We start from the raw sequence: 24,419 nt of genomic DNA, 5'->3' as shown, positions 1-24,419 counted from the left end.
TTTTGATTATACTAAGTAGAAGAAGGTAAATACAAATACCCAAACTAAATCTACAAAGTGCCAATATAAACCTACTTTTTCTACCATTTCATAGTGCCCTCTACGCTCATACGTACCTAACACAACATTAAAGAAAATGATAATATTGATTACAATTCCTGAGAAGACGTGGAATCCGTGGAACCCTGTAATAAAGAAAAAGAAATCTGCAAAAATTGGATTACCATATTCGTTTACGTGTAAGTTTGCCCCTTCAACAACCATTTTAGCCTTTCCTAAATGAGCTAAACTCTCTTCTCTAGATAAGATTATTTTTTGTTTGGTTTCAGGATTAACTTTTTCAATTCTGATTAATAAAGATGGATCAGCTTTAAAAGCTTCCTGTACTTGAGCTACTGAATATTGAGAAATTGTTGCTTCTTTTTCAAACCACAATCCATTTTCTCTTTGATGTTGAACTCTTTCATCTTTTCTATCATTATGAACAAAATCTGCTAAAGCAATTTGATGACCATCTTTTACAAATTGTAAAATATGGTTATCTGTAGTTTTAACAGCTCCATAGGAACCATTGATAAAGTTTTTCCATTCCCAAGCTTGAGATCCAACGAAAATCAAACCGAAAACTATAGTAGCAAACATATACCAAGCTACCTTTTTTTGTTGCATTTTATGACCTGCATCTACCGCTAACACCATAGTTACCGATGATACAATTAATATAAATGTCATTAATGCTACGTAGTACATCGGTGCATGTACACCATGCAATCCTGGAAAGTGTGTAAATACTTCATCAGCAATAGGCCAAGAATCGATAAACTTAAAACGTGTTAAACCATACGCTGCTAAAAAGCCCGAAAAAGTTAATGCATCAGATACGATGAAAAACCACATCATCATTTTACCATAACTAGCGCCAAATGGTTTTACACCACCTCCGCTCCAGGTCTCTTTGTTGTCAGAATTTACAGCAATATTTGCTCCCATAAATCTCTTATTGTTAATTTTTGTTAAATCAGTGCGCCAAAATTACGCATTTTTCATCATCTAATAAAATAGAAAAAGAAAAATAGATAAATCCACAGTACATCAACGAAATGCCAAAAGATTGCACCGAGTTCAAACCCAAGCATATCGGCTGAAGAATACTTCTTTTTAAAATGATTATAAATAACGACTAAAAGCACTATTACACCTGCTAATAGGTGTAAAATATGCATAAATGTAATTCCTATAATAAACGATGTAGACACCGTACTTTCAGGTCCTGTAAAATAAAGTCCTACAGCTTTTAACTCATTAAAGCCTACATATTGATACCATACAAAACCTAAACCTAAGACTAAAGTTATTAGTAATAAAGTAAACGAAGCTTGTATATTATCCTTTTTTAATAATTTTTGAGAAAAGAACAATGTTATACTACTCAACACTATTAATACCGTACTAATATAAAACGCTTGGGGTAAATCAAACGTTACCCAATCTTCACGATTCATACTAACTACATAAGCACTTGTTAACCCTGCAAAAAACATCACCATGCTAATCATGGAAATCCATAACATTGGTTTTGCCGATTTACGTTTTGCTACTTTTAATTCTTCTTGTAACGTTTGTTCACTCATTAGTGTAAAAATTTATCTACCACATATATTATGGGTACTATTGTAATATAAAAAACACTTGCCAGCATTAGCTTTCTTGCATCAGTGTTTTTTTCTGTTTTATATAATTGAATTGCATAATACAACATTAACAACCCTAATAATAAAATAACAACTGCAGTTAATGGATATATATAAAAGTTCCCAGTTACTTTTAACACAGGTGCTATTGACATTAAAATCATAATACATGTATAAAAGATAATCTGAACAACAGCTCCTTTGTCTTTTTTATCCATAGGAAGCATGTGCAATCCTGCCTTATTATACTCTTCAAACTGCAACCAACCTATAGCCCAAAAGTGTGGAAATTGCCAAAAAAACTGAATCATAAATAAGAATCCTGCTTCAATACCAAATTTACCTGTTGCAGCTACCCAACCTAACATAAAAGGAATAGCACCAGGAATTGCTCCTACAAAAACAGCTAAAGGTGTTACAGCTTTTAAGGGTGTGTAAGCACTCGTATATAAAAAAATAGAAATCGCTCCAAACAAAGCACATTTCGGGTTAATCGCATATAGTATAGCTATACCAGCAATAGTAAAAATAGTAGCAATGATTAATGCTGTAGTTGTAGACATTCTTCCTGAAGGTAACGGACGGTTTTTTGTGCGTTGCATTACAGCGTCAATATCCTTTTCTATTACTTGATTAAAAGCATTTGATGCTCCAACCATTAAGTAACCTCCTAAAGCTAATAAAACTATTGTAGTATAATTAATCGATTCTGCTCCTAATAAATATCCTGTAACAGAAGTAAAGACCACACTAATTGACAACCCAACTTTCGTTAACTGTTTAAAGTCTTTAACTATTGATTTTATGGAAGTTTTAGTATGTACAGATGAAACAGAATCCACTTCTAATTTTAAAAAATTTCTGCAAAGATATTCCATTCTTATTGAACCACCATAAATTTTTATTGGAATTAAAATTGAAAAAAATTAAAAACTGCTTTGTAATTAAAAAAATGGTGTTATATTTGCACCCGCATTCGCAGTAATGCACGTTCATTAAAATAAAAAATGACTACGCGAAAGTAGCTCAGGGGTAGAGCATCACCTTGCCAAGGTGAGGGTCGCGGGTTCAAATCCCGTCTTTCGCTCAAGCCTTTTTATAAAAGAGTATGCTGAAGTGGTGGAATTGGTAGACACGTTGGACTTAAAATCCAATGAGCCGTAATGCTCGTGCGGGTTCAAGTCCCGCCTTCAGTACCAAGAAACCTCACTTGTATGAGTGAGGTTTCATTTTAAAAAAGTAGTCATTAATAAAGCACATACGCTGAAGTGGTGGAATTGGTAGACACGTTGGACTTAAAATCCAATGGGCCGTAATGCCCGTGCGGGTTCAAGTCCCGCCTTCAGTACAAAAGCCTTAACATTTATTTGTTAAGGCTTTTTTTGTATCTAAACTTTTAGAAATATTCTTTGTAATGTATCTTTCATACACACGTCTAAACTTCAAAATCGACATCATGCGAAAGATATTTTTACTTTTTAGTCTTACTTTTTTCTTACACACTACTGCACAAACTAGTGCTTTTGACACACTTTTAAAAAAACATGTAGACTCCAATGGAAATGTAAATTATAAAGGTTTTAAAGCAGACGAAGCACAACTTCAAACCTATTTAAATTATTTAGCTGTAACAAAACCTCAAAAATCTTGGTCAACTGCTAAAGTCAAAGCCTTTTGGGCTAACACTTATAATGCTTATACTATTCAATTGATTTTAGACAACTACCCATTAAAAAGCATCATGAACATAAAAAAGAAAGGAAAAGATGCTTGGAATATCCCTTTTGCTAAAGTTGGCGGTACAACATATACCCTAAATCAAATAGAACACGAAATACTTCGCAAAAAATATAACGACCCTAAAATTCATGTCGCTGTAAACTGTGCTTCAAAGTCTTGCCCTAAATTAGCAAACTATGCTTTTACAGAAGATAATTACGAGACAAAAACAGGAGTATTAATGCAAAATTTTGTGAATGACCCTTCTAGGAATAAAATTTCCGAAAACAAGGTGCAGCTCTCTAAAATATTCGAATGGTTCAATGGAGACTTTACTAAAAAAGGTGATTTAATAGACTTCCTGAATAAATATTCAAATGTAAAAATCAATAAAAAAGCTAAGATTGGCTATTTAGAATATAACTGGTCTTTAAATGGAAGGTAGTATCTCTACAATTTGGTATTTTTACTTTTTATTGGCACCGCCAAAGGGTAAAACATCCTAGAAGCTTGCCTCGAAATTAAAGTCAGTATTAATAAATGCCTCGTGTCCTTGCTCTGAGGTAGTTTACTAAAAATAAAAAACATGTCTAAAACATATTACGACCCTGCCGACTTACGTAAGTTTGGTAAAATAACAGAATGGAGCGAAGAATTAGGAAACAAATTCTTTGATTATTACGGAAAAGTTTTTGAAGAAGGTGCTTTAACCGCACGTGAAAAAAGCTTAATTGCTTTGGCTGTTGCACATACTGAACAATGTCCTTATTGTATTGATGCTTATACTAAAGACGGATTACAACGCGGAATTACCAAAGACGAAATGATGGAAGCCATTCATGTAGGAGCTGCCATTAAAAGCGGAGCAACCTTAGTACACGGAGTTCAAATGATGAACAAAGTCAATAAATTAGAAATGTAAGCAGAGAACCAATTTTGATTTTCAAAATTGTGTAAATCGCTTATCCCAACTTTTGATGGGATCTCATTATTAAAACAATAGAAATGAGCAGCTGAAATAAATTCAGCTTTATAGGAAGGATGATGAAAAAATCTTTAAAATCTAGAAACAACGATTTAGCAAACACGCAACGCCAGCTTGAAATCTTATCAAACGGAGTTTTTGCTGATGGCGAACTACCTACGTTTGCCAAAAAAATAAAAGAAACCAATCAGTTTCCATTACGTCCTAAAAAATTAGAAATTCTTCAAATTAATTTAGGATACATGTGTAATCAAGTTTGTGCACATTGTCATGTAGATGCAGGTCCTGATCGAAAAGAAATCATGACCAAAGAAACTATGGAGCAATGTTTAGAAGTGATTCGAACAACAGGAGCACACACGTTAGATTTAACGGGTGGTGCACCAGAAATGAATCCAAGTTTTCGTTGGTTTGTAGAAGAAGCATCTAAAGCAGGAATTAAAGATTTTATCGTACGCTCTAACTTAACAATCATCAGAGCGAATAAAAAATATCACGACTTACCTGAATTCTTCAAAAAACATAACGTACATGTGGTTTCTTCTATGCCACATTGGACTCGTGGAAAAACTGACAAACAACGTGGTGATGGTGTTTTTGATAAATCAATAGAAGCTTTAAAAATGCTAAATGCTGTGGGTTATGGAATTGAAGGAACTGGTTTACAACTAGATTTAGTCTACAATCCGTCAGGAGCTTTCTTACCAGGAGATCAGGTTGCCTTAGAAAACGATTTTAAAAAAGCCTTAGATGAAGATTTCGGAATCTCATTCAACAGTTTATTTGCCATTACTAATTTACCTATCAGTCGATTTTTAGATTACTTAATTGCTTCTGAAAATTATGAAGACTATATGTATTCATTAGTAGAAGCCTATAATCCAATGGCTGTAGAAAATGTCATGTGTACCAATACACTATCGGTAAGTTGGGACGGATATTTATATGATTGCGATTTCAATCAAATGTTAAATCTGAAAGTAGCAAGCAAATCACAGCACATTTCTGAATATAACGAAGCATTGTTACAAAACAGGAATATTATTATCAATCAACACTGTTATGGTTGTACCGCTGGTGCAGGAAGTAGTTGTCAAGGTACAGTAGCATAGTTTAATGAATTAATAAAAAATGTAGTAATGTAAAATAGTGTCACATCGAGTGATTTTTCTAATATTTTAGAAGAAAAATTGTATCGAGATGTAATCACTTTAATTCTCTATAGATTTCATCAAACACCATTGAATATCTTTAAACATGAAGAACCTCATCTTTCTCATCTTTTTAATATCCGTAAATTCTTTTTCTCAAAAGAACCTACATCAATTATTGAAAAAATATAATACTGAAAGTGTTCCCTATATATCTATTAGTGAACTACAAAAAGAAAAGGAAGTTGTTTTATTAGATGCTAGAGAACCCAAAGAATTTGAAGTTAGTCATCTTAAAAACGCGATGTGTGTTGGCTATGATTTTTTCAACCTAGAAAATACCTTAGTAAAACTTCCTAAGAACAAAAACACCAAAATTGTGGTGTATTGCTCTTTAGGAATTCGTTCAGAAGACATTGCCGAAAAGTTACAGAAAGAAGGTTTTACCAACATTTTTAACCTATATGGTGGCATTTTTGAATGGAAAAACCAAGGAAACATAACCGTTAATCTACAAAACAATCCTACAGAAAAAATCCATGCCTTCAATAAAGAATGGAGCAAATGGTTACATAAAGGAGAAAAGGTTTATGAGTAAAAACTTATTATTAATCTTTACCAGAAACCCTGAATTAGGTAAGGTAAAAACACGTTTAGCTAAAACAATTGGAGACAAAGCTGCGTTAGATATTTATAAATTCTTATTAGAACACACTAAACAAGTCACCCAAAATTTATCTTGCGACAAAGCTGTGTACTACTCAGTAAAAGTTCGTGAAAATGATATTTGGGATGCTTCAGTATATCAAAAGCACCTGCAAGATGGAAACGATTTAGGTATACGAATGCACAATGCCTTTCAACAAGCATTTTCTACTGGATATGAAAAAGTAGTGATTATTGGTAGCGATTTGCCCGATTTAACTTCCGAACACATCAATAAAGCTTTTAAAAAACTAAACTCAAACGATGTTGTTATGGGTCCTGCAGAAGATGGTGGTTATTACCTATTGGGCATGAAAAAACTTCATGCAAACATTTTTCAACATAAAGACTGGGGAACCCCAACTGTTAGAAAAGATACGTTGAACGATTTACAAAACGAATCAGTACATTTGTTGGGAACCTTAAATGATGTAGATGTTTTTGACGACATCAAAAACAACCCAACATTCAATCAATTTTTAAACTAACCGTCATTACGAGGGAGTATACGACCGAAGTAATCTGTCTATCTCGAAGTCATAACTTAAAGATTGCTTCGCTTTAGTCTATCTTGAGCGACAGTCGAAAGGCTCGCAATGACAAACACGATATTAAAATGCAAAAAAAACAACAACTACAAGAAACACAAGAATTTCTTCAACATAAAGGAATTACCAACCCAGAAATAGGAATTGTTTTAGGAACAGGTTTAGGAAAATTAGTAGATGAAATAACCATTGAACATGAAGTACCATATGCTGATATTCCGCACTTTCCACAAGCAACTGTAGAATTTCACTCTGGAAAGTTAATTTACGGAACCCTATCGGGTAAAAAAGTGGTGGTTATGTCTGGGCGTTTTCATATGTATGAAGGATATAATTTATGGGAAGTAACCTATGGTATTAGAACCATGCACGCATTAGGTATTAGAACTTTGTTAGTTTCTAATGCTGCAGGCGCTATCAACCTTTCTTATAAAAAAGGAGATCTAATGCTATTGGAAGATCACTTGAATTTACAAGGAGGTTCTCCCCTAGCCTTTAAAGAAGCAAAAGAGTTTGGGAATATTTTTGCTGACATGTTAGAACCGTATTCAAAAAAATTGAACACTCAAATGAAAGCTATTGCTAAAACTAACGACATAGACCTGAAAGAAGGAGTATATGCAAGTGTTGTAGGTCCGCAATTGGAAACTAGAGCTGAGTATAGAATGTTACAAATTTTAGAAGTAGATGCGGTAGGAATGAGTACCGTACCTGAAGTAATTGTAGCAAAACAACTCAACATTCCGTGTGCAGCCGTTTCGGTATTAACCGATGAGTGTGACCCAAAAAACTTACAACCTGTAGATATTACCGAAATCATTGAAGTTGCTGGAAAAGCAGAACCAAAAATGATTACGCTTTTTAAAGAATTGATAAAAATAGTTTAGCAGTAAACAGTCCTCAGTATGCACTAAAATAGCATACTGTTAACTGAATACTGAATACTGAATACTGAATACTGAAAATATGAGTTACTTAGAAACCACCAAAGATGTATATAAAGAAGCAGCCTTAACTCCAGATGTTGGTTTATGCTGTACAACAAACCCTATTTGGGAATTACCTGGATTAAAAATTCCTAAAATTATGCAAGAAATGAACTACGGATGTGGTTCTACCGTGCACGCTCGCGATTTAACCAACAACCCTAAAATATTATATGTAGGTGTTGGTGGCGGTATGGAATTATTACAATTTGCGTATTTCTCACGTCAAAAAAGTGGTGTAATTGGAATTGATGTGGTAGATGAAATGTTAGAAGCTTCAAAAAAGAATTTCGTTGAAGCCGAAGCTCAAAACCCTTGGTTTAAAAGTGAGTTTGTCGATTTACGAAAAGGAGATGCGTTACACTTGCCTGTAGAAGATAATTCGATTGATGTGGCTGCTCAAAACTGTTTATTCAACATTTTTAAAGCAGAAGAATTAAAGAAAGCCATTGCTGAAATGTACCGCGTATTAAAACCTCACGGACGTTTGGTTATGAGCGATCCTACCTGTGAGCAACCTATGAACGAAACCTTACGCAACGATGAACGTTTGCGTGCCTTATGTTTAAGTGGAAGTTTACCAATTGCTGAATATGTTAAAATGCTGACTGATGCTGGTTTTGGAACCATTGAAATCAGAGCTCGTAAACCGTATAGAATTTTAGACCCTAAAAATTATCCTACCGATGAATTGATTTATATCGAGTCGATTGAAGTAGCAGCGATTAAAGATCCGATACCTGCTGACGGACCTTGTGTGTTTACAGGAAAAGCTGCCATTTACTTTGGTGATGAAGATTATTTTGATGATGGCGCAGGACACACCTTATTAAAAAACCAACCGTTGGCGATTTGCGATAAAACAGCAGCCGCTTTAAAAGCTCTAGGAAGAGACGATATATTTTTCTCAGAATCTACATATCATTATGATGGTGGTGGATGTTGTTAGAAGCAAGAATAAAAACCGTCATTTCGAGCGATAGCGAGAAATCTCATTCAACTGAGCAATTTCTATTCTTATGACTTCATTCAATATACATTATCAATAACGCTATAAATATAAAACTCTTCATAATTTATGAGGAGTTTTCTTTATCAGCAAACTGATTATTAATTTTTGTTTGATTCTGAAACTTCAAACAATTAACTTCGCTATCGCACGGTATTAATATTAAAACGAAAGATATCCCAACCGTTAGCATAAACTAAAGCACCTATGGAAAAAAAATTGATAGAATTACACAGTATTAAAGCAAAATTATCGTTAAATTTTTATTTAGTTGTTATGGTTATCACCATATATAACCTTGTTAATGTAGTTAATTGGAAAAACGTTACTGAAGGAAATAACTTTATTTTTCCCTTTATTTTAATTATTGTTCTAGGAGTTTTTTTAGGAGTATATGCATATAGTTATTTGGGGTATTTAGATAAAGAAGCTAATATCTTATTTTTAAGAAAGCCTTTTTGGTCAAAAAAAAAAGAAAATCAAATTCGAAAACATCTCATATATAGAGACAACTAAGCTTGGAGTTGTGGTCAGATCTAAACATTTAAAAATTGTAGAGAAAAAAAATAAAGTTGAAAGAACTTTTTACATTATGAAAGGGATTAGTTTGTTTGGAGATGATGATAAGTTCCTAAAGAATTTAGTATTGAAAAGGAAAAATGAATTAGGTTTAATTAAAAACTTACAGTAATAACATCATAAAACCTCGTTTTTTAAACTTCACAATTTTACCAACTAACATTCGTTTTTAATACAATGAAAACACTCAAAGAAATACTCCTTCAACTTAGAGAAAACAAAAAACTAGCCCTTGTATTAAAATATATAATAGGACTAATACTATTTGGGGTTCTATCGGTTGCGCTTTTATTTTCCTTAGTGTATTTTGAGGTGTTTGGTAAATTACCCAACAAAAAAGAGTTAACATCTGTCATAAACGAAGAAACTTCTTTAATCTATTCATCAGACGAGGTAATTATCGGAAAAATATTTGCTGAGAACAGAACTAATGTCAAATTAGAACAAATTCCAAATCATTTAAAAGAAGCTTTAATAGCTACCGAAGATAAACGATTTTATTCGCACAACGGATATGATGGTCAAAGTTATGCCCGCGTTTTCTTTAGAAGTATTTTACTACAAGATGCCTCGGGTGGTGGCGGTAGTACTATTACACAACAATTAATTAAAAACCTCTACGGAAGGCAATATCATGGTTTTTTGAGCATGCCTATCAATAAAATTAAGGAACTCATCATCGCTAGTCGAATGGAAAACCTATATAGCAAAGATGAAATATTGTTATTGTATTTAAACTCGGTTCCTTTTGGAGAAAATAATTTCGGAGTAGAATCTGCTGCTAATCGATTTTTTAATAAATCAGTTAACGAATTAAACATTGAAGAATCAGCTGTATTAGTGGGCATGCTAAAAGCCAACACCTATTACAATCCTAGATTGAATCCAGAAAATGCAAAAAAACGTCGTAACACGGTGCTACAATTAATGAATAACGAAGCGTATTTAAGCAATGAAGTTACCGATAGCTTACAAAAACTACCTATTACACTCAACTATCATAACCTTGATATTAACACAACAGCGGGTTATTTCACCTATCAGGTAAAGAAAAAAGCTGCTGAACTCATAAAAAAGAGTAACGAAGCTTCTAACAGCAACTATAACTTAGAAACAGACGGATTAAAAATTCATACAACACTGAATTACGATATTCAAAAAATTGCGGAAAAGTCTGCTAAAGAGCAGCTCATCATAAAACAACAACAATTAGACAAAGAATTAGCTTCAAACAGGTTAAAAAATAGATGGCTACAAAAGCAACAATTCACAGAAAAAGATAAACAAAAGAGAACTATTCAACTCTTTGATTGGGACAGTACAAAAACCATTACCGGTAACAAAATTGACAGTCTTTGGTATTATGATAAAATGCTGAATGCATCTGTATTAGTTACGAATCCGAAGAATGGCGCAGTAATCAGTTGGGTAGGCGGAAATAACTTTAACACCCTTCCTTTTGATATGGTGTTATCGCACCGTCAAATAGCCTCAGCTTTTAAACCCTTTTTATATGCTACAGCGTTGGAAAATGGAATTTCTCCGTGTGATTATTTTGAAAACGAGGAAAAAACCTATCCTGAATACGATAACTGGAAGCCACAAAATGCCGACCGTAGCACTACTCCTGATAAAAAAGTTGCCATGTGGTATGCCTTAATTAAATCGATGAACATTCCTAGTGTTAATCTATATTTTAAACTAGAAAAAGAGTGGCTAATCGACACTTGTGAAAAATTATTGTTCCCTGAAATTACCGACGATGCTCCTTCTATTGCTTTAGGAACGTTAGATTTATCTTTGTTTGAAGCCACAAGAGCTTACGGTACTTTTGCTAATAATGGCGAAATGAACGACTTGTATATGATTAGCAAGATTACCAATAAGGAAGGGAATATCATATACGAAAGTGAAAAGCAAAAGACAGAAAGAGTATTTAAAGAAGAAAGTACACAAACGTTAACTACCATTTTACAACAAGCTGTAGAACAAGGAACAGGAGCTAGCATAAGAAACAGGTATAAAATTAAAAGTCCATTAGCCAGTAAAACAGGTACCGCTCAAAACTACACCAACGCTTGGTTTATGGCATATACACCGAATATTGTTCTCGGAACCTGGGTGGGAACTTCTAAAAATGACATACATTTTACTAGCGGAAATGGCTCAGGTTCTTCGCTAGCATTACCTATTGTAGCCAACATTTTAAAAGAGATAGAAAATAACCCTGAACTCAAGAAAAAATACTTAGCCTCTTTTGATATACCAGAAGAAATATCTTCCTCAATCGACTGTCCTCCCTACAGAGAAAAAGGAATTAAAGGTTTTTTCAACAGACTTTTTGGAAAGAAAAAGGAATAAGTTTAATACTTTAAAAAGTTAGACCTCTAATTCAACAGTTCATCCAAAAGAGTTTTTGTCTTATCAAAAGAAGGCCTCGGTGCTTCGGTTGTTACAACCTTACCTTGAGGATCAATCAAAATAAAACGAGGAATAGAAGTTACTGCGTAGGCATTCATAAAATCACTCTCAAATGATTTATCAGCAAATAATTGCACCCCTACTAGTGCTTTATCGTTTATCATATTTTTCCATGTATCCTTATCCTCTTTCTTATCGACAGAAATACTCACAAATACAATATTCTTATCATGATAACGCTTCTCTAATTCCTTGAGATAAGGAATTTGTTTAATACAAGGTGTACACCAAGTTGCCCAAACATCAATGTAAACATACTTCCCTTTAAAATCCCTTAAACTAAACACTTCCCCTCCTATATCCTCAAAACTAAACTCTGGTGAAGCATCTCCTACGTTTAATACTTTTGAATTAATTATTTTCTCATATTTTTTTTCAACTGCTTCAATAAAAGGTTGATGATTGGTAACCCTTCTAATAAGATCAAGATAATCTTTTGCACGATCCTCCTTGATTGTTATTTTAGAATAAAACCCATTTACTAAACTAATAGCCAATTCTTTTGACGGAACCCTACGTAAAACATTTAACATTTCATCTACACTAGGGGCTGCATCTATACGTTTACTCCAAACAGAATTCACCAAATAACGAAAGTATAACTGTTTTTTATAATCCTTATCATTATTGAGATTCACTTTTTTTATTGGCTCATAAAAATTCTCTGAGAGTATAATATCATCTCCTAAATAAAACTTATAATTTGATTTATAATTTTGAATTTTAAGAAGTCTTTCATATTCTAATGATTTTTTTTCCTCTTTTATAAAAAATCTCCCAACATCATATTGAGATAATAAATTTAAATGGGTATTTTTAATTTTCATTAAGTTCTTGAGATATCCTGTTTCATCTACTTTATAAAAAGCTTCAAAATCTTTGGTTAGCTCTTCTTCTACTTTTGCTTTCTTAGCAAGGTATTTATTTCGTATTGCTCCTTTACCTTTAAAAGCAAGAGTTTCTTTAAAGTTTTTAGCATCAAAAAAAACACTCAACTCATCTTTAGGGTTAAGATAAATGTAAATGTTATTACGTCCATATTTAAGGAAATAATAACCTCCTTCTATTTCAACAGAAATACTAAATTTACCATCAACATCAAGTTCTATAGATGTTAGTTTTTGATTATTAAGGTATGTAATAGTAATCGGATCAGATAAATGATTCTTTACTTGTCCTGAAATATTTATTTTTCCTGAATTTCCAATTGCAGATAAGCTAATAAAAACTGCAAAAAAAGTATGGATAAACTTACTCATTTGTGTTGGTAATTAATTACAAAAAACGCGCTAAAGGTAACAATCTATTTCATTACCATACACCAAAGACTAATAATTTTAACACATTGCAAACACACTCCTCTCTTAAGCAAACAACGTAGCAAAAGCTTCTTCAATCTTACTTACTAAAATCAGTTTTATCGAATGATTTTTACTCGTAATCTTATTGTATTTTGAGGTTACAAACGTTTTATACCCTAACTTTTCAGCTTCGGTAATACGCTGATCTATCTTGGAAACAGGTCTAATTTCACCAGCTAAACCAACTTCAGCAGCAAAACACACATCTGGACTAATCGCTAAATCTTGATTTGATGATAAAATCGCTGCTACAACTGCTAAGTCTATCGCGGGATCATCCACATGAATTCCACCTGTAACATTTAAAAACACATCTTTTGCCCCTAGTTTGAAACCTGCACGCTTTTCTAGCACTGCTAAAATCATGTGTAAACGTTTTAGGTTATATCCTGTAGTAGTTCGTTGTGGCGTTCCATAAACTGCTGTTGAAACCAAGGCTTGAATTTCGATCATTAAAGGACGAATACCTTCTAAGGTGGATGCAATGGCTGTACCACTTAAATCGGCATCTTTTTTTGAGATTAAAATTTCTGAAGGATTTGATACTTCTCTCAATCCATCTGATAACATTTCGTAGATTCCTAATTCAGCCGTAGAACCAAAACGGTTTTTTTGCGAGCGTAAAATTCGGTAAGTATGATTTCTGTCTCCTTCAAATTGCAACACCACATCTACCATGTGTTCTAAAATCTTTGGCCCTGCAATATGCCCTTCTTTATTAATATGCCCTATTAACAACACTGGAGTTGCTGTTTCTTTCGCAAATTTGATGAGTTCTGCGGATGTTTCTCGTATTTGTGATATACTTCCTGGCGAAGCTTCAATAGAATTGGTATGCAAGGTTTGGATAGAATCGATTACCAACACATCGGGCTGAACTTCTTCTATATTTTTAAAAATCTGCTGGGTATTAGTTTCGGTAAGAATTAAACAGTTAGGATTTTTCCCTTCTACACGCTCAGCACGCATTTTTATCTGCGACTGACTTTCTTCCCCAGAAACATACAACACTTTTTGTGGAATTTGTAAGGCGATTTGTAACAATAAGGTTGATTTACCAATTCCAGGCTCTCCTCCCAGTAACACAACAGCTCCTTTCACCAATCCGCCACCCAAAACAGTGTCTAATTCTTGATTCTTCGTTCCAAAACGTTCTTCTGGATTTAGTCGAATCTCATCAACTCGCAACGGCTTCGCTACTCTTTTTTGCTTATTTTCAGGTGATTTCCAACTTCTCTTTTCTTCTTTTTGAATGACTTCTTCAACAATAGTATTCCATTGTTTACAAGAGCCACATTGCCCCACCCATTGTGCATGTTGTGCTCCGCAGTTTTGACAGAAAAAAGTTGTTTTGGTTTTTGCCATTCTATTTGTAAGATTTACTTACAAAGAAAAGAAAACTATTTGTTTTTATTATAGATGGGTAAGAACAAAAATGCCAATCCTCCAAAGACAATAATCATAGCCGTTTGAGCAGTCCACATAATCCAACCAAAAGCAGTTGCGGGTTCTTCTGCTATTCCGAATAAAGCTAAAGCCCCTGCTACAGCAACTGGATATAAACCTATACCCCCGTTAGTTGCAGCAATTGCAAATCCACCAGCGATAAACCCAATTAAAATACCTCCTAATGGAACATGTAATCCGTCAATTGCTGGAATGGTTGCCCAAAACATTAACACATACATTACCCAAATAAATACGGTATGAAAAATGAATGCCCGTTTGCGCTTCATTTTCAAAATGCTAGTAACTCCCTCAACAAGTCCTGCTACAAAATTTTTAATTTTTAGTCCAATTCCTGATTGTGCCTTTTTTACAAAACGTGTAAAAATCACAAATACCAGCACCAAACCTCCTAAAAGAATCCCAATTTTTATCGGATCAAAGTTTTTAGTTAATAATTCAAAAATAAAATCGAATTGTACAAAAAGGGTAATAGCTATAATACTCAACATCATTAACAAATCTGCCATTCGTTCGGCAACGATGGTTCCGAAACCTTTTTCAAATGGAATATTTTCATAGTTAGTCATCACTGCTGCTCGAGAAACTTCCCCTGCTCTTGGCACTGCATAATTCACTAAATATGCTACTAAAACCGCCATGGTACTATTACCAAAATCTGGTTTATAGCCCATTGGCTCAAGTAAAAACTTCCAGCGATAAGCACGAGATAGATGACTTAACACCCCAAAGAACAATCCTAAAGCTATCCAACCGTAATTAGCATCTTTAAAATATTGAACTAAGGTTTCAATTGAAATTTTTGATAATGAATACCAAACTAAAAAACCTCCCAAAATGAGAGGTAATAGTATTTTTGTAATTTTTTTGACTGATAAACTCAAACTATTCTAGCAAGTTGTTTTCTTCGTTAGGAAATACTAATTGTGGTTTAAACTTTTTGGCTTCTTCTAACTCCATAAAAGCATATACAATTAAGATAAGCACATCTCCTTTTTGAACTCTACGGGCTGCTGCTCCATTTAAAGTAATTTCACCACTTTTTCTTGGTCCTGGAATTGCATATGTTTCTAAACGCTCTCCATTATTGTTATTCACAATCTGAACACGTTCTCCTTCAATAATTCCAGCAGCATCCATTAAATCTTCATCAATGGTTATGCTTCCTATATAGTTTAAATCCGCATTTGTAACTTTAACACGGTGTATTTTAGATTTTACTACTTGTACTAACATGCTGCAAAAATAGTTGTTTTTTAATGAATACTAAGTTGTTTTTTGATGATTTTAACATTATTACAAAGCTCATTCTTAAGCTTAAACATTAACTTTTTAATTATTCTTTAAACGAATATTATCTATTAAGCGAATGTCTCCAGCAAAAACAGCTATAAAAGCACGATACTGTTTATTTTCTTTAATCTCTTTTGCAGTTTGTAATGTTTCCTCATCTGCAATGGTAAAATATTCCAATTCAAGTAATGGATGTTTTTTGAATTGCTTTTCTACCCATTGGGTTAAATCTTCAGGACTTTTTGCTCCAAATTTCTTTTTTGCTTTTTTTAATGTTTTATAAATAAATGGTGCAGCTTCACGGTGTTCTTTTGTTAATCTCGTATTTCGAGAGCTCATAGCTAACCCGTCATCTTCTCTAAAAATTGGTCTTCCTTTAATTTTTACTGGTAAATTATATTTTTCGACTAACTTTTTAATAATTTGTAATTGCTGAAAATCTTTTTTGCCAAAATACGCAGTATCTGGCTCTACAATTTCAAATAAAGTTTTTACTATTGTTCCAACACCATCAAAATGACCATCTCTAAATCTCCCTTCCATTTGATGTTCTAACCCATCAAAATCAAACTCTTCAGAAGTTACATTTTCGGCGTATATTTCTTCTACTGAAGGAAAGAATAACACATCACAATCTACAGATTCCAACAACGCTACATCACTTTCGTACGTTTTAGGGTATTTGTCCAAATCTTCTTTGTTATCAAACTGTGTAGGGTTTACGAAAATACTAACTACAGCAATATCCTTCTTTTTTTTCGCTCTCTTAATAAGCGATAAATGCCCTTGGTGTAGTGCTCCCATAGTTGGGACAAACCCGATTGACTTTTTATCCATTTTTAGAGCGGATAAAAACTCTTTTATTTCGGATTTACTTGTAAAAATTTTCATTGTTATTTTATTGAAATGCATGCAAAATTAGCAATTTAACACGATTTTTGCATTAAATTTCGTATTTTTGCACCTTCAATAAAAGAGACCGATTTAATGAAGGATAAGAGAATTTTATATGTTTCATCAGAGGTAACACCATATTTACCAGAAACAGAATTATCGTCTACCGCATTTAACGTTGCTAAAAATGCACATTCTAAAGGAATTCAAACCCGTATATTTATGCCTCGTTTTGGGGTTATTAACGAGCGAAGGCATCAGTTACATGAAGTTATTCGTCTATCGGGTATGAACTTGATTATTAACGACATGGATATGCCGCTAATAATTAAAGTTGCTTCTATACCTAAAGAAAGGATGCAAGTTTATTTTATTGACAATGACGAATATTTTAAGCGTAAGGCTGTATATTCTGACGAAGATGACAAACTATTTGACGACAATGATGAACGTATGATTTTCTTCGCCAAAGGTGTTGTTGAAACTGTTAAGAAGCTAAACTGGGCTCCTGATATTATTCATGTTCACGGATGGATGGCTTCGTTACTTCCATTATATTTAAGAGAATTTTATAAGGAGGAACCATTGTTTGCTGAGAGCAAGATTGTAACTTCGCTTTACAATAGTGATATTGAGGATTTGGGTAAAGAATTAGCTAACAAAGTTCGCTTTGATAAAATTGAAGATTCTAAAGTGGCTACAATAGAAACACCAAGCCATACTAACATTTTAAAGAGCGCTATTGAAAATTCAGATGCTATTATAAAAGGTAGCGAAGTTTTACCTGAAGAAATTGAAACTTTCATTGAAGAAAGCAATGTAAAGGTTCTAGATTTCCAATCAGAGGAAACTTTAACTGAAGCATATTTAGAATTTTATAAAGAAAACGTTTTAGAATTAAGCGAATAATGATTAGAAAAATTGGTGTACTTGGTATTAGCTTGCTATGTTTAGCAGCTATTACATCTTGTGAAAAAGATTTTAGTGAGGTTGGAACAAACGTTGTTAACAACGATAAGTTTGAAACAGGAGAAATATTATTGGATGTTGAAATAACACCTATAGATATAGAAAGTGTACAAGCCGACAATATTAACGCTAGTATCAGTGATTATTGGCTTGGCGTATACAATAACCCTAATGCAGAAAAAATTGAAGCCTCAATCATTTCTCAACTTGGTTATATCTCAAACTTAAACAATAAAGATACTGACACAACTGTATTCAATCTTGATAAGGTTATCTTAAAAATTCCATACCAAGCTACCTCTACAGGTACAACAGATGGAGTTACAAGTTTTAAATTAGATTCTATTTTAGGTAATCCTGATATTGCAACCAATATTCAGGTATTCCAAAATGAAACATACTTAAATACATTAGACCCTAGTGATCCATCTAAAAGAAACACTTTCTTTTCTGATAAAGAATACTTAGGAAATAATGTATTAAGCGAAGGTGGTATTTATGAATTAAAACCCAAAGCTACAGACACTACATTCATTTTTGATAGAATTGACAGATCCTCTTCATTAACAAGTACAACTACTTATAAAGATACTGTTAGAGTCATAAACTCACAAAAACTTAAAGTTCCTTTTTTAGCAATTCCTTTAGATATGGCAAAAATGAAAGCTTTATTTTGGGATAAATTTCATAGTGGAGAGTTTGCATCTAAAGAAGTTTTTGATGATTATTTTAGAGGGATTAAAATAGTTGCAACTGGAAGTGATGGATCACTTGTTCCATTAAACCTAGCTTCTTCACCTACTCCATCTGTAGATTTTCACTACACTATATCTGAAGTAGATGGTACTGCCGTTAAAGATACTCTTCAAAAAAAGTATTCTTTCTCTCTTTCAGGTATAAGAAATAGTCATTACAAAATGTCTCCTGCTACAACCTCTGCTCCTGCTAATAATTTTGTTATTCAAGGAACTGCTGGAAGTATGGCTAAAGTTAAAGTTTTAGACGAAACTAAAGTTCAAGAGTTAAAAAGCAATAATTGGTTAATCAATGATGCTTCTCTTACTTTTTATATAAATCAAGCAATTAATAATGATGCTGATATTATTCCTCAGCGATTATTCTTATATCAAAATAAGAAAAATGAAACAGGTGGCATTTCACCAACTCAGTTAACAGATGCTTATGTTGACCCTACTTCTTTTGGAGGTCTTTTAGAGAAAACTGAAGATAAAAATCCTGAAAAATATACATTTAGAATTACTGATTATATTTCTAAACTATTATCAGGAGATGAAAACACAACTACTGATCCTTTAGTTTTAAAAGTATATAACCCTACAGATGTACCCGTTAACAATAATGTTTTGACAACTTCTGTTAAATCTTATAACTGGAACCCGAGAGCAGTAACATTGCTTAATGGTGATGGAACTGCTAATGGAAACAAAAGAGCCGTTTTAAAAATATCATATTCAAAAGAAAAATAACAAGTTGTTATGTGCGGAATTACAGGATATATTGGACATAGAGAAGCTTACCCAATTGTAATTAATGGGCTTAAGCGATTAGAGTATAGAGGTTACGATAGTGCTGGAATCATGATGTATGATGGTGAAACAATGCACTTATCAAAAACAAAAGGAAAGGTTTCTGACTTAGAAGTAATTACAAATAAAGAAGAGAAAAGAAAAAAAGGAAATATAGGAATTGGTCATACTCGCTGGGCAACTCATGGTGTTCCTAACGATGTAAATTCTCACCCACATTTTTCTCAATCTGGAAACATCGTAATTGTTCATAATGGAATTATAGAAAACTACGATACCATTAAGAAAGAGTTAATCTCAAGAGGTTATGAATTCAAGAGTGATACAGATACAGAAGTTTTAGTAAACCTTATTGAAGAAATTAAAAAAAGTGAAGGGTGCAAGCTAGGAAAAGCAGTCCAATTAGCTTTAACTAATGTTATTGGAGCTTATGCAATTGCTGTTTTTGACAAAACAAAGCCTAATGAGTTAGTCGTAGCTCGATTAGGTAGTCCTATTGCTATTGGAGTTGGAAAGAACAATGAAGAGTTTTTTGTTGCCTCAGATGCTTCTCCTTTTATTGAATATACAAAAGATGCTATTTACCTTGAAGATGGTGAATTAGCCATTATAAAAAAGGACAAAGGGATTAAGGTTCGTAAAATTGAGAGTGATAAAGAAATTGATACGAATATTCAAAAATTACAATTAAGCCTTGAACAAATAGAAAAAGGTGGTTATGATCACTTTATGCTAAAAGAAATTTACGAACAACCTAAAGCTATTATAGATACCTATAGAGGTAGAATGCTTGCCAACGAAGGAATTATAAAAATGGCAGGTGTTGATGATAATATGTCTAAGTTCTTAAACGCTGACAGAATTATTATTGTAGCATGTGGTACTTCTTGGCACGCTGGTTTAGTAGGAGAATATCTTTTTGAAGACATGGCTCGCATTCCTGTTGAGGTTGAGTATGCTTCAGAATTTAGATACCGTAACCCTATTATTTCCCCAAAAGATGTAGTGATTGCTATTTCTCAGTCTGGAGAAACTGCTGATACTTTAGCAGCTATTAAATTAGCTAAATCTAAAGGGGCTTTTGTTTTTGGTATATGTAATGTAGTAGGTTCTTCTATCGCTAGAGAAACACATGCTGGTGCTTATACACATGCTGGACCTGAAATTGGTGTAGCGTCAACCAAAGCATTTACAACACAAATAACAGTACTTTCATTAATTGCTTTAAAGCTAGCTCAAGCTAAAGGAACTTTATCTACATCTGCTGTGAATACTTATTTACAAACGATGCAGCAAATTCCTGCTCAGGTAGAAAGTTTATTAAAAATTGATGCCCAAGTTAAAGAAATAGCGGCCGTTTATAAAGACGCTAAAAACTGCCTATATTTAGGTAGAGGGTTTAATTTTCCTGTGGCTTTAGAAGGAGCTTTAAAATTAAAAGAAATCTCTTATATCCATGCTGAGGGTTATCCTGCAGCTGAAATGAAGCACGGACCTATTGCTTTAATTGATGAAAACATGCCTGTTTTTGTGATTGCTACAAGTAGAGGTCATTATGAGAAAGTAGTAAGTAATATTCAAGAAATTAAGTCTCGTAGCGGAAAAATAGTAGCAATCGTTACTGAAGGTGATGAAACTGTTAAGGAAATAGCTGACCATGTAATTGAAATTCCAGACACAGAAGAAGCTTTTTCTCCTTTATTAACAACAATACCGTTTCAATTACTGTCATACCATATAGCAGTTATGTTAGGCAAAAATGTTGATCAACCAAGAAACTTAGCTAAATCGGTTACTGTTGAATAACAATCGATTTTATTTAAAATATAAATCCTGAGAAATTTCTCAGGATTTTTTTATACTTCTTTTTCAAGGGTTATATATATAGGAAAATGATCTGAAAAGCCTCCTTTGTAAAAAGGTCCTATAAAAGTTCTAAATGGACTTCCTTCATATTTCCCTTTGTATATTTTTAACCAATCTCTATTATAAACCTTAGCATGTAAAAAACTGTGCTTACTTTTTTCCATATCAAAAAAATCTCTTGAAAAAATAATTTGATCAAACAAATGCCATTTTTTATAATGTGTTGTGGTTCCTATTCCTCTTTCATACAAAGGTTTCATTGGATTATACAAGTCTTCAGACATTAAATGATCTTCAATACTTTTATTTATTGGATTATCATTAAAATCTCCCATAACAATGAATTTCGGAGCACTTTCTTCCTCTTTAATCTTATCCATAACACTACGAGTCAATTGAGCTGCCTTAATTCTATTTTTTTCGGTTTCTGTTTCTCCTTCTCTTCGTGAAGGCCAATGATTAATTAAAACATGTACTACTTCATCATTAAACATTCCCTTAACCACTAACAAATCACGCGTATAATCTACATCACCTTCATCATCTGTTAGTGAAAGTGGATATGTTTCAGAGAATATCACTTCAAAGAAATCTTTATTATACATCAAAGCAACATCAATACCTCTTTCATCTGGTGAATCGTAATGAACATAGTCGTAATTAAACTTTGATAGATTTTTATGCTTTACTAAGTCTTTTACAACTTTGGCATTTTCAACTTCCACCAAACCAACAATAACTGGTGGATGAGCAGATTGGTTATTCCCAAGCTGACTAATAACAGATGTAATTTTTCTAAGTTTATGATTATATTTCTTCCTACTCCATCTTAATTTACCGTTTGGCGTATAATCATTGTCATAGGTATTAGGATTATCAACAGTGTCAAATAAATTTTCGACATTATAAAAAGCAACGGTGTACCTATTTCTTCTTCTATTTGATATCATTTAAGATTTGTTTACCTCTCGAAAGTACAAAAATGAATGGATTTTATAACATAAAACTAACCTTAGTGATTAACGAATTATATAAAGCTAGAAAATAAATTTATAGATTTTAATAAAAACCACTGATTTATTTAAAATTCATCAAAAAAGGGAAGTAAAAAATAGAAATATCTTCAATATTAATTATATGTAAAAAAGTTATAAAACGCTTATATACTTTACTTTAAAACAATATTTTATTAATTAAAAATAACACCTTAAAAAACTCATTTACAATACTTTTATATCGTTAAATTTTAACAAACAAACTTAAAAACAAACCCTAAAACTTAAAAAATGAAAAAGTTATTTGTATTAATATTCATTACTCTAATGAGTACATCAGTATTTTCAACAAACGAGAACCCTGCAAAAGAGCAAATAAGATCAAAAATCGTTGAACTATTAGGTAACCCTAATTTTGTTCTTGATAAGGAAGTAAAAACTACTGTAGAGTTTTTAATAAACAAAAAAGGCGAGATCGTTATTTTGAACGTTAACTGTGATACAGAACAAGTTTGTCACTATGTAAAAAGTAGATTAAATTATAAACTTATAAATAAGGAATTAACGGTAAAGAACCATATCTATAAGATGCCTTTAATCATAGAAAAAAGTAGCAATAAATAATTACTACCCGATTATTCCCTAATAAAAAAGCCTCATAGAATTCTATGAGGCTTTGATTTTATTTATTGTTCTGTAGATTATACTGCTCCTTGATCAAGCATTGCATCAGCAACCTTAACAAAACCAGCAATATTTGCTCCTTTAACATAATCAACATATCCATCTTCTTGTGTACCATATTTTACACAAGCTTCGTGAATATTATTCATAATAGAGTGTAACTTACTATCTACTTCTTCACGAGTCCAAGATAAACGTAAAGAGTTTTGAGACATTTCTAATCCAGATGTTGCTACACCTCCTGCATTTGAAGCTTTCCCTGGTGCAAATAAGATTTTTGCATTGTGAAACACTTCAATAGCCTCTGGAGTAGACGGCATGTTTGCTCCTTCAGCAACACAAATACATCCATTATCAACTAATGCTTTTGCTTCTTCTCCATTTAACTCATTTTGAGTTGCACATGGCAAAGCTACATCACACTTAGTTCCCCAAGGTCTTTCTCCTTTAAAGAATTTTGCTGATGGATATTTCTCTACATACTCATGAATTCTTCCACGTTTTACATTCTTTAACTCTTGTACAAAAGCTAATTTTTCAGCATCAATACCATCTTCATCATAAATATAACCTGATGAATCAGATAAAGTAACAACTTTAGCTCCTAATTGAGTGGCTTTTTCAGTAGCATACTGTGCAACGTTACCAGAACCAGAAATAACTACAGTTTTTCCTTCGAAAGAATCCCCTTTAGTTTTTAACATGTTTTCAGCAAAGTACACATCTCCATAACCTGTAGCTTCAGGACGAATTAATGAACCTCCCCAAGAAGCTCCTTTACCAGTTAATACTCCGGTAAACTCGTTACGTAAACGTTTGTATTGACCAAACATGTAACCAATTTCACGACCACCAACACCAATATCTCCAGCAGGAACATCTGTATCAGGACCAATATGACGTGCTAATTCTGTCATAAATGATTGACAAAACGCCATAACTTCACGATCAGACTTTCCTTTAGGGTTAAAGTCAGATCCTCCTTTACCACCACCCATAGGTAATGTTGTTAATGAGTTTTTGAAAACTTGCTCAAATCCTAAAAATTTTAAGATTGATAAGTTTACTGAAGGGTGAAAACGTAACCCTCCTTTATAAGGACCAATTGCTGAGTTAAACTCAACTCTATATCCTCTGTTTACTTGAGTTTCTCCGCTATCGTCAACCCAAGGTACTCTAAACATAATAGTACGTTCAGGTTCAACCATACGCTCAAGTAATTTCTTACCTTGATATTTTGGATTATTTTCTATAAACGGAATTACTGTTTCTGCTACTTCATGTACAGCTTGCAAAAACTCTGGTTCATATGTATTACGCTCTTTTACGTAATCCATAAATGCTTGTATCTTAGATTCCATAAACTTAGTTGTTGTTCTGTTATTTTATAATATTAACAATTTTACTATGCAAATATAATTATTTTACTATTCGTTAATTTCTATTTTTCTGTTTATTTCCCTTATTTTATTGGTGTTTTTGCAAACAC

Annotated in this window: 23 protein-coding genes and 3 tRNA genes; 16 read left to right on the top strand and 10 right to left on the bottom strand. The window is 32.9% G+C overall.

Annotated features, from left to right (window positions below; genetic code table 11):
* Window positions 1–6: 6 nt before the first annotated feature.
* The 3 genes from C8N27_RS05660 to cyoE are packed head-to-tail and all read right to left on the bottom strand — an operon-like array spanning window position 7 to window position 2,569.
* On the bottom strand, window positions 7–990 hold the full coding sequence (locus C8N27_RS05660) for a cytochrome c oxidase subunit 3 (RefSeq protein ID WP_099215116.1): 984 nt from the start codon (window positions 988–990) through the stop codon (window positions 7–9).
* 56 nt (window positions 991–1,046) lie between these two features.
* Window positions 1,047–1,631, bottom strand: coding sequence for a cytochrome c oxidase subunit 3 (locus tag C8N27_RS05655; protein ID WP_099215115.1), 585 nt, complete (start codon window positions 1,629–1,631; stop codon window positions 1,047–1,049).
* On the bottom strand, window positions 1,631–2,569 hold the full coding sequence (gene cyoE / locus C8N27_RS05650; protein ID WP_121146600.1) for a heme o synthase: 939 nt from the start codon (window positions 2,567–2,569) through the stop codon (window positions 1,631–1,633). Before cyoE ends, C8N27_RS05655 begins: the two co-directional genes overlap by 1 nt.
* A 137-nt stretch (window positions 2,570–2,706) precedes the next feature.
* On the opposite strand from cyoE, the gene C8N27_RS05645 reads away from it, so the two are divergent.
* From C8N27_RS05645 to C8N27_RS05590, 12 genes are all read left to right on the top strand, one after another.
* A tRNA-Gly gene (locus tag C8N27_RS05645) sits at window positions 2,707–2,778 on the top strand.
* A gap of 23 nt (window positions 2,779–2,801) precedes the next feature.
* A tRNA-Leu gene (locus C8N27_RS05640) sits at window positions 2,802–2,890 on the top strand.
* Between the two features lie 63 nt (window positions 2,891–2,953).
* Window positions 2,954–3,039 (top strand) — tRNA-Leu (locus C8N27_RS05635).
* 108 nt (window positions 3,040–3,147) lie between these two features.
* Window positions 3,148–3,855 carry a DUF547 domain-containing protein gene (locus C8N27_RS05630; RefSeq protein WP_121146599.1) on the top strand — a complete coding sequence of 236 codons (708 nt, stop codon included), beginning with the start codon at window positions 3,148–3,150 and terminating at the stop codon, window positions 3,853–3,855.
* 141 nt (window positions 3,856–3,996) lie between these two features.
* Entirely contained in the window at window positions 3,997–4,332 is a 336-nt protein-coding gene (locus tag C8N27_RS05625) for an arsenosugar biosynthesis-associated peroxidase-like protein (RefSeq protein WP_099215110.1), read from the top strand.
* 119 nt (window positions 4,333–4,451) lie between these two features.
* The gene (gene arsS / locus C8N27_RS05620) at window positions 4,452–5,507 is read left to right on the top strand and encodes an arsenosugar biosynthesis radical SAM (seleno)protein ArsS (RefSeq protein ID WP_099215109.1); all 1,056 of its coding nucleotides are present in this window, start codon (window positions 4,452–4,454) and stop codon (window positions 5,505–5,507) included.
* 145 nt (window positions 5,508–5,652) lie between these two features.
* On the top strand, window positions 5,653–6,144 hold the full coding sequence (locus C8N27_RS05615; RefSeq protein ID WP_121146598.1) for a rhodanese-like domain-containing protein: 492 nt from the start codon (window positions 5,653–5,655) through the stop codon (window positions 6,142–6,144).
* A complete protein-coding gene (locus tag C8N27_RS05610) occupies window positions 6,137–6,739 on the top strand; it encodes a TIGR04282 family arsenosugar biosynthesis glycosyltransferase (protein WP_099215107.1) in 603 nt (200 codons plus the stop codon). Before C8N27_RS05615 ends, C8N27_RS05610 begins: the two co-directional genes overlap by 8 nt.
* A gap of 128 nt (window positions 6,740–6,867) precedes the next feature.
* Entirely contained in the window at window positions 6,868–7,686 is an 819-nt protein-coding gene (locus C8N27_RS05605) for a purine-nucleoside phosphorylase (protein WP_121146597.1), read from the top strand.
* A gap of 79 nt (window positions 7,687–7,765) precedes the next feature.
* A complete protein-coding gene (arsM, locus tag C8N27_RS05600) occupies window positions 7,766–8,734 on the top strand; it encodes an arsenosugar biosynthesis arsenite methyltransferase ArsM (RefSeq protein WP_121146596.1) in 969 nt (322 codons plus the stop codon).
* Window positions 8,735–9,001: 267 nt separating this feature from the next.
* Window positions 9,002–9,310, top strand: a complete 309-nt coding sequence (locus C8N27_RS05595; RefSeq protein ID WP_121146595.1) for a hypothetical protein — start codon at window positions 9,002–9,004, stop codon at window positions 9,308–9,310.
* A 240-nt stretch (window positions 9,311–9,550) separates the two neighbouring features.
* The gene (locus C8N27_RS05590) at window positions 9,551–11,734 is read left to right on the top strand and encodes a transglycosylase domain-containing protein (protein ID WP_121146594.1); all 2,184 of its coding nucleotides are present in this window, start codon (window positions 9,551–9,553) and stop codon (window positions 11,732–11,734) included.
* A gap of 26 nt (window positions 11,735–11,760) precedes the next feature.
* Here the strand turns inward: C8N27_RS05590 and C8N27_RS05585 are convergent, their stop codons facing one another.
* The 5 genes from C8N27_RS05585 to panC all read right to left on the bottom strand — a co-directional run bounded on the left by C8N27_RS05585 (window position 11,761) and on the right by panC (window position 16,866).
* Window positions 11,761–13,113 carry a TlpA family protein disulfide reductase gene (locus C8N27_RS05585; protein ID WP_121146593.1) on the bottom strand — a complete coding sequence of 451 codons (1,353 nt, stop codon included), beginning with the start codon at window positions 13,111–13,113 and terminating at the stop codon, window positions 11,761–11,763.
* A 105-nt stretch (window positions 13,114–13,218) separates the two neighbouring features.
* On the bottom strand, window positions 13,219–14,580 hold the full coding sequence (gene radA / locus C8N27_RS05580; RefSeq protein WP_028891456.1) for a DNA repair protein RadA: 1,362 nt from the start codon (window positions 14,578–14,580) through the stop codon (window positions 13,219–13,221).
* Between the two features lie 35 nt (window positions 14,581–14,615).
* Window positions 14,616–15,566: a lysylphosphatidylglycerol synthase transmembrane domain-containing protein gene (locus C8N27_RS05575; protein ID WP_121146592.1), complete on the bottom strand. Its 951-nt coding sequence runs from the start codon at window positions 15,564–15,566 to the stop codon at window positions 14,616–14,618.
* Between the two features lies 1 nt (window position 15,567).
* Complete coding sequence (gene panD / locus C8N27_RS05570) at window positions 15,568–15,918, bottom strand: aspartate 1-decarboxylase (protein WP_028891458.1); 351 nt, start codon at window positions 15,916–15,918, stop codon at window positions 15,568–15,570.
* Window positions 15,919–16,014: 96 nt separating this feature from the next.
* Complete coding sequence (gene panC, locus C8N27_RS05565; RefSeq protein WP_121146591.1) at window positions 16,015–16,866, bottom strand: pantoate--beta-alanine ligase; 852 nt, start codon at window positions 16,864–16,866, stop codon at window positions 16,015–16,017.
* Between the two features lie 96 nt (window positions 16,867–16,962).
* On the opposite strand from panC, the gene C8N27_RS05560 reads away from it, so the two are divergent.
* From C8N27_RS05560 to glmS, 3 genes are read left to right on the top strand one after another with little or no spacing between them, the layout of a single operon-like run.
* On the top strand, window positions 16,963–17,778 hold the full coding sequence (locus tag C8N27_RS05560; protein WP_121146590.1) for a glycogen/starch synthase: 816 nt from the start codon (window positions 16,963–16,965) through the stop codon (window positions 17,776–17,778).
* Window positions 17,778–19,325, top strand: coding sequence for a DUF4270 family protein (locus C8N27_RS05555; RefSeq protein ID WP_121146589.1), 1,548 nt, complete (start codon window positions 17,778–17,780; stop codon window positions 19,323–19,325). Before C8N27_RS05560 ends, C8N27_RS05555 begins: the two co-directional genes overlap by 1 nt.
* A gap of 9 nt (window positions 19,326–19,334) precedes the next feature.
* Window positions 19,335–21,191, top strand: a complete 1,857-nt coding sequence (glmS, locus tag C8N27_RS05550) for a glutamine--fructose-6-phosphate transaminase (isomerizing) (protein WP_121146588.1) — start codon at window positions 19,335–19,337, stop codon at window positions 21,189–21,191.
* Window positions 21,192–21,241: 50 nt separating this feature from the next.
* Here the strand turns inward: glmS and C8N27_RS05545 are convergent, their stop codons facing one another.
* The gene (locus tag C8N27_RS05545; protein WP_121146587.1) at window positions 21,242–22,201 is read right to left on the bottom strand and encodes an endonuclease/exonuclease/phosphatase family protein; all 960 of its coding nucleotides are present in this window, start codon (window positions 22,199–22,201) and stop codon (window positions 21,242–21,244) included.
* Window positions 22,202–22,537: 336 nt separating this feature from the next.
* Here C8N27_RS05545 and C8N27_RS05540 point away from each other — a divergent pair, with 336 nt between their 5' ends.
* Entirely contained in the window at window positions 22,538–22,870 is a 333-nt protein-coding gene (locus C8N27_RS05540) for a hypothetical protein (RefSeq protein ID WP_147431703.1), read from the top strand.
* Between the two features lie 77 nt (window positions 22,871–22,947).
* Here the strand turns inward: C8N27_RS05540 and gdhA are convergent, their stop codons facing one another.
* Window positions 22,948–24,291 carry an NADP-specific glutamate dehydrogenase gene (gene gdhA, locus C8N27_RS05535; protein ID WP_099215094.1) on the bottom strand — a complete coding sequence of 448 codons (1,344 nt, stop codon included), beginning with the start codon at window positions 24,289–24,291 and terminating at the stop codon, window positions 22,948–22,950.
* Window positions 24,292–24,419: the final 128 nt, after the last annotated feature.

The sequence above is a fragment of the Tenacibaculum discolor genome (assembly GCF_003664185.1).
GTDB lineage: Bacteria > Bacteroidota > Bacteroidia > Flavobacteriales > Flavobacteriaceae > Polaribacter > Polaribacter discolor.
This window is presented reverse-complemented; position numbering and strand designations above follow the sequence as displayed.

What these genes read in the sequence shown, in the direction of transcription:
- C8N27_RS05660 (WP_099215116.1), bottom strand. Translation starts at nt 990, where the DNA reads ATGGGAGCAAATATTGCTGTAAATTCTGACAACAAAGAGACCTGGAGC.
- C8N27_RS05655 (WP_099215115.1), bottom strand. Translation starts at nt 1,631, where the DNA reads ATGAGTGAACAAACGTTACAAGAAGAATTAAAAGTAGCAAAACGTAAA.
- cyoE (WP_121146600.1), bottom strand. Translation starts at nt 2,569, where the DNA reads ATGGAATATCTTTGCAGAAATTTTTTAAAATTAGAAGTGGATTCTGTT.
- C8N27_RS05630 (WP_121146599.1), top strand. Translation starts at nt 3,148, where the DNA reads ATGCGAAAGATATTTTTACTTTTTAGTCTTACTTTTTTCTTACACACT.
- C8N27_RS05625 (WP_099215110.1), top strand. Translation starts at nt 3,997, where the DNA reads ATGTCTAAAACATATTACGACCCTGCCGACTTACGTAAGTTTGGTAAA.
- arsS (WP_099215109.1), top strand. Translation starts at nt 4,452, where the DNA reads ATGATGAAAAAATCTTTAAAATCTAGAAACAACGATTTAGCAAACACG.
- C8N27_RS05615 (WP_121146598.1), top strand. Translation starts at nt 5,653, where the DNA reads ATGAAGAACCTCATCTTTCTCATCTTTTTAATATCCGTAAATTCTTTT.
- C8N27_RS05610 (WP_099215107.1), top strand. Translation starts at nt 6,137, where the DNA reads ATGAGTAAAAACTTATTATTAATCTTTACCAGAAACCCTGAATTAGGT.
- C8N27_RS05605 (WP_121146597.1), top strand. Translation starts at nt 6,868, where the DNA reads ATGCAAAAAAAACAACAACTACAAGAAACACAAGAATTTCTTCAACAT.
- arsM (WP_121146596.1), top strand. Translation starts at nt 7,766, where the DNA reads ATGAGTTACTTAGAAACCACCAAAGATGTATATAAAGAAGCAGCCTTA.
- C8N27_RS05595 (WP_121146595.1), top strand. Translation starts at nt 9,002, where the DNA reads ATGGAAAAAAAATTGATAGAATTACACAGTATTAAAGCAAAATTATCG.
- C8N27_RS05590 (WP_121146594.1), top strand. Translation starts at nt 9,551, where the DNA reads ATGAAAACACTCAAAGAAATACTCCTTCAACTTAGAGAAAACAAAAAA.
- C8N27_RS05585 (WP_121146593.1), bottom strand. Translation starts at nt 13,113, where the DNA reads ATGAGTAAGTTTATCCATACTTTTTTTGCAGTTTTTATTAGCTTATCT.
- radA (WP_028891456.1), bottom strand. Translation starts at nt 14,580, where the DNA reads ATGGCAAAAACCAAAACAACTTTTTTCTGTCAAAACTGCGGAGCACAA.
- panD (WP_028891458.1), bottom strand. Translation starts at nt 15,918, where the DNA reads ATGTTAGTACAAGTAGTAAAATCTAAAATACACCGTGTTAAAGTTACA.
- panC (WP_121146591.1), bottom strand. Translation starts at nt 16,866, where the DNA reads ATGAAAATTTTTACAAGTAAATCCGAAATAAAAGAGTTTTTATCCGCT.
- C8N27_RS05560 (WP_121146590.1), top strand. Translation starts at nt 16,963, where the DNA reads ATGAAGGATAAGAGAATTTTATATGTTTCATCAGAGGTAACACCATAT.
- C8N27_RS05555 (WP_121146589.1), top strand. Translation starts at nt 17,778, where the DNA reads ATGATTAGAAAAATTGGTGTACTTGGTATTAGCTTGCTATGTTTAGCA.
- glmS (WP_121146588.1), top strand. Translation starts at nt 19,335, where the DNA reads ATGTGCGGAATTACAGGATATATTGGACATAGAGAAGCTTACCCAATT.
- C8N27_RS05545 (WP_121146587.1), bottom strand. Translation starts at nt 22,201, where the DNA reads ATGATATCAAATAGAAGAAGAAATAGGTACACCGTTGCTTTTTATAAT.
- C8N27_RS05540 (WP_147431703.1), top strand. Translation starts at nt 22,538, where the DNA reads ATGAAAAAGTTATTTGTATTAATATTCATTACTCTAATGAGTACATCA.
- gdhA (WP_099215094.1), bottom strand. Translation starts at nt 24,291, where the DNA reads ATGGAATCTAAGATACAAGCATTTATGGATTACGTAAAAGAGCGTAAT.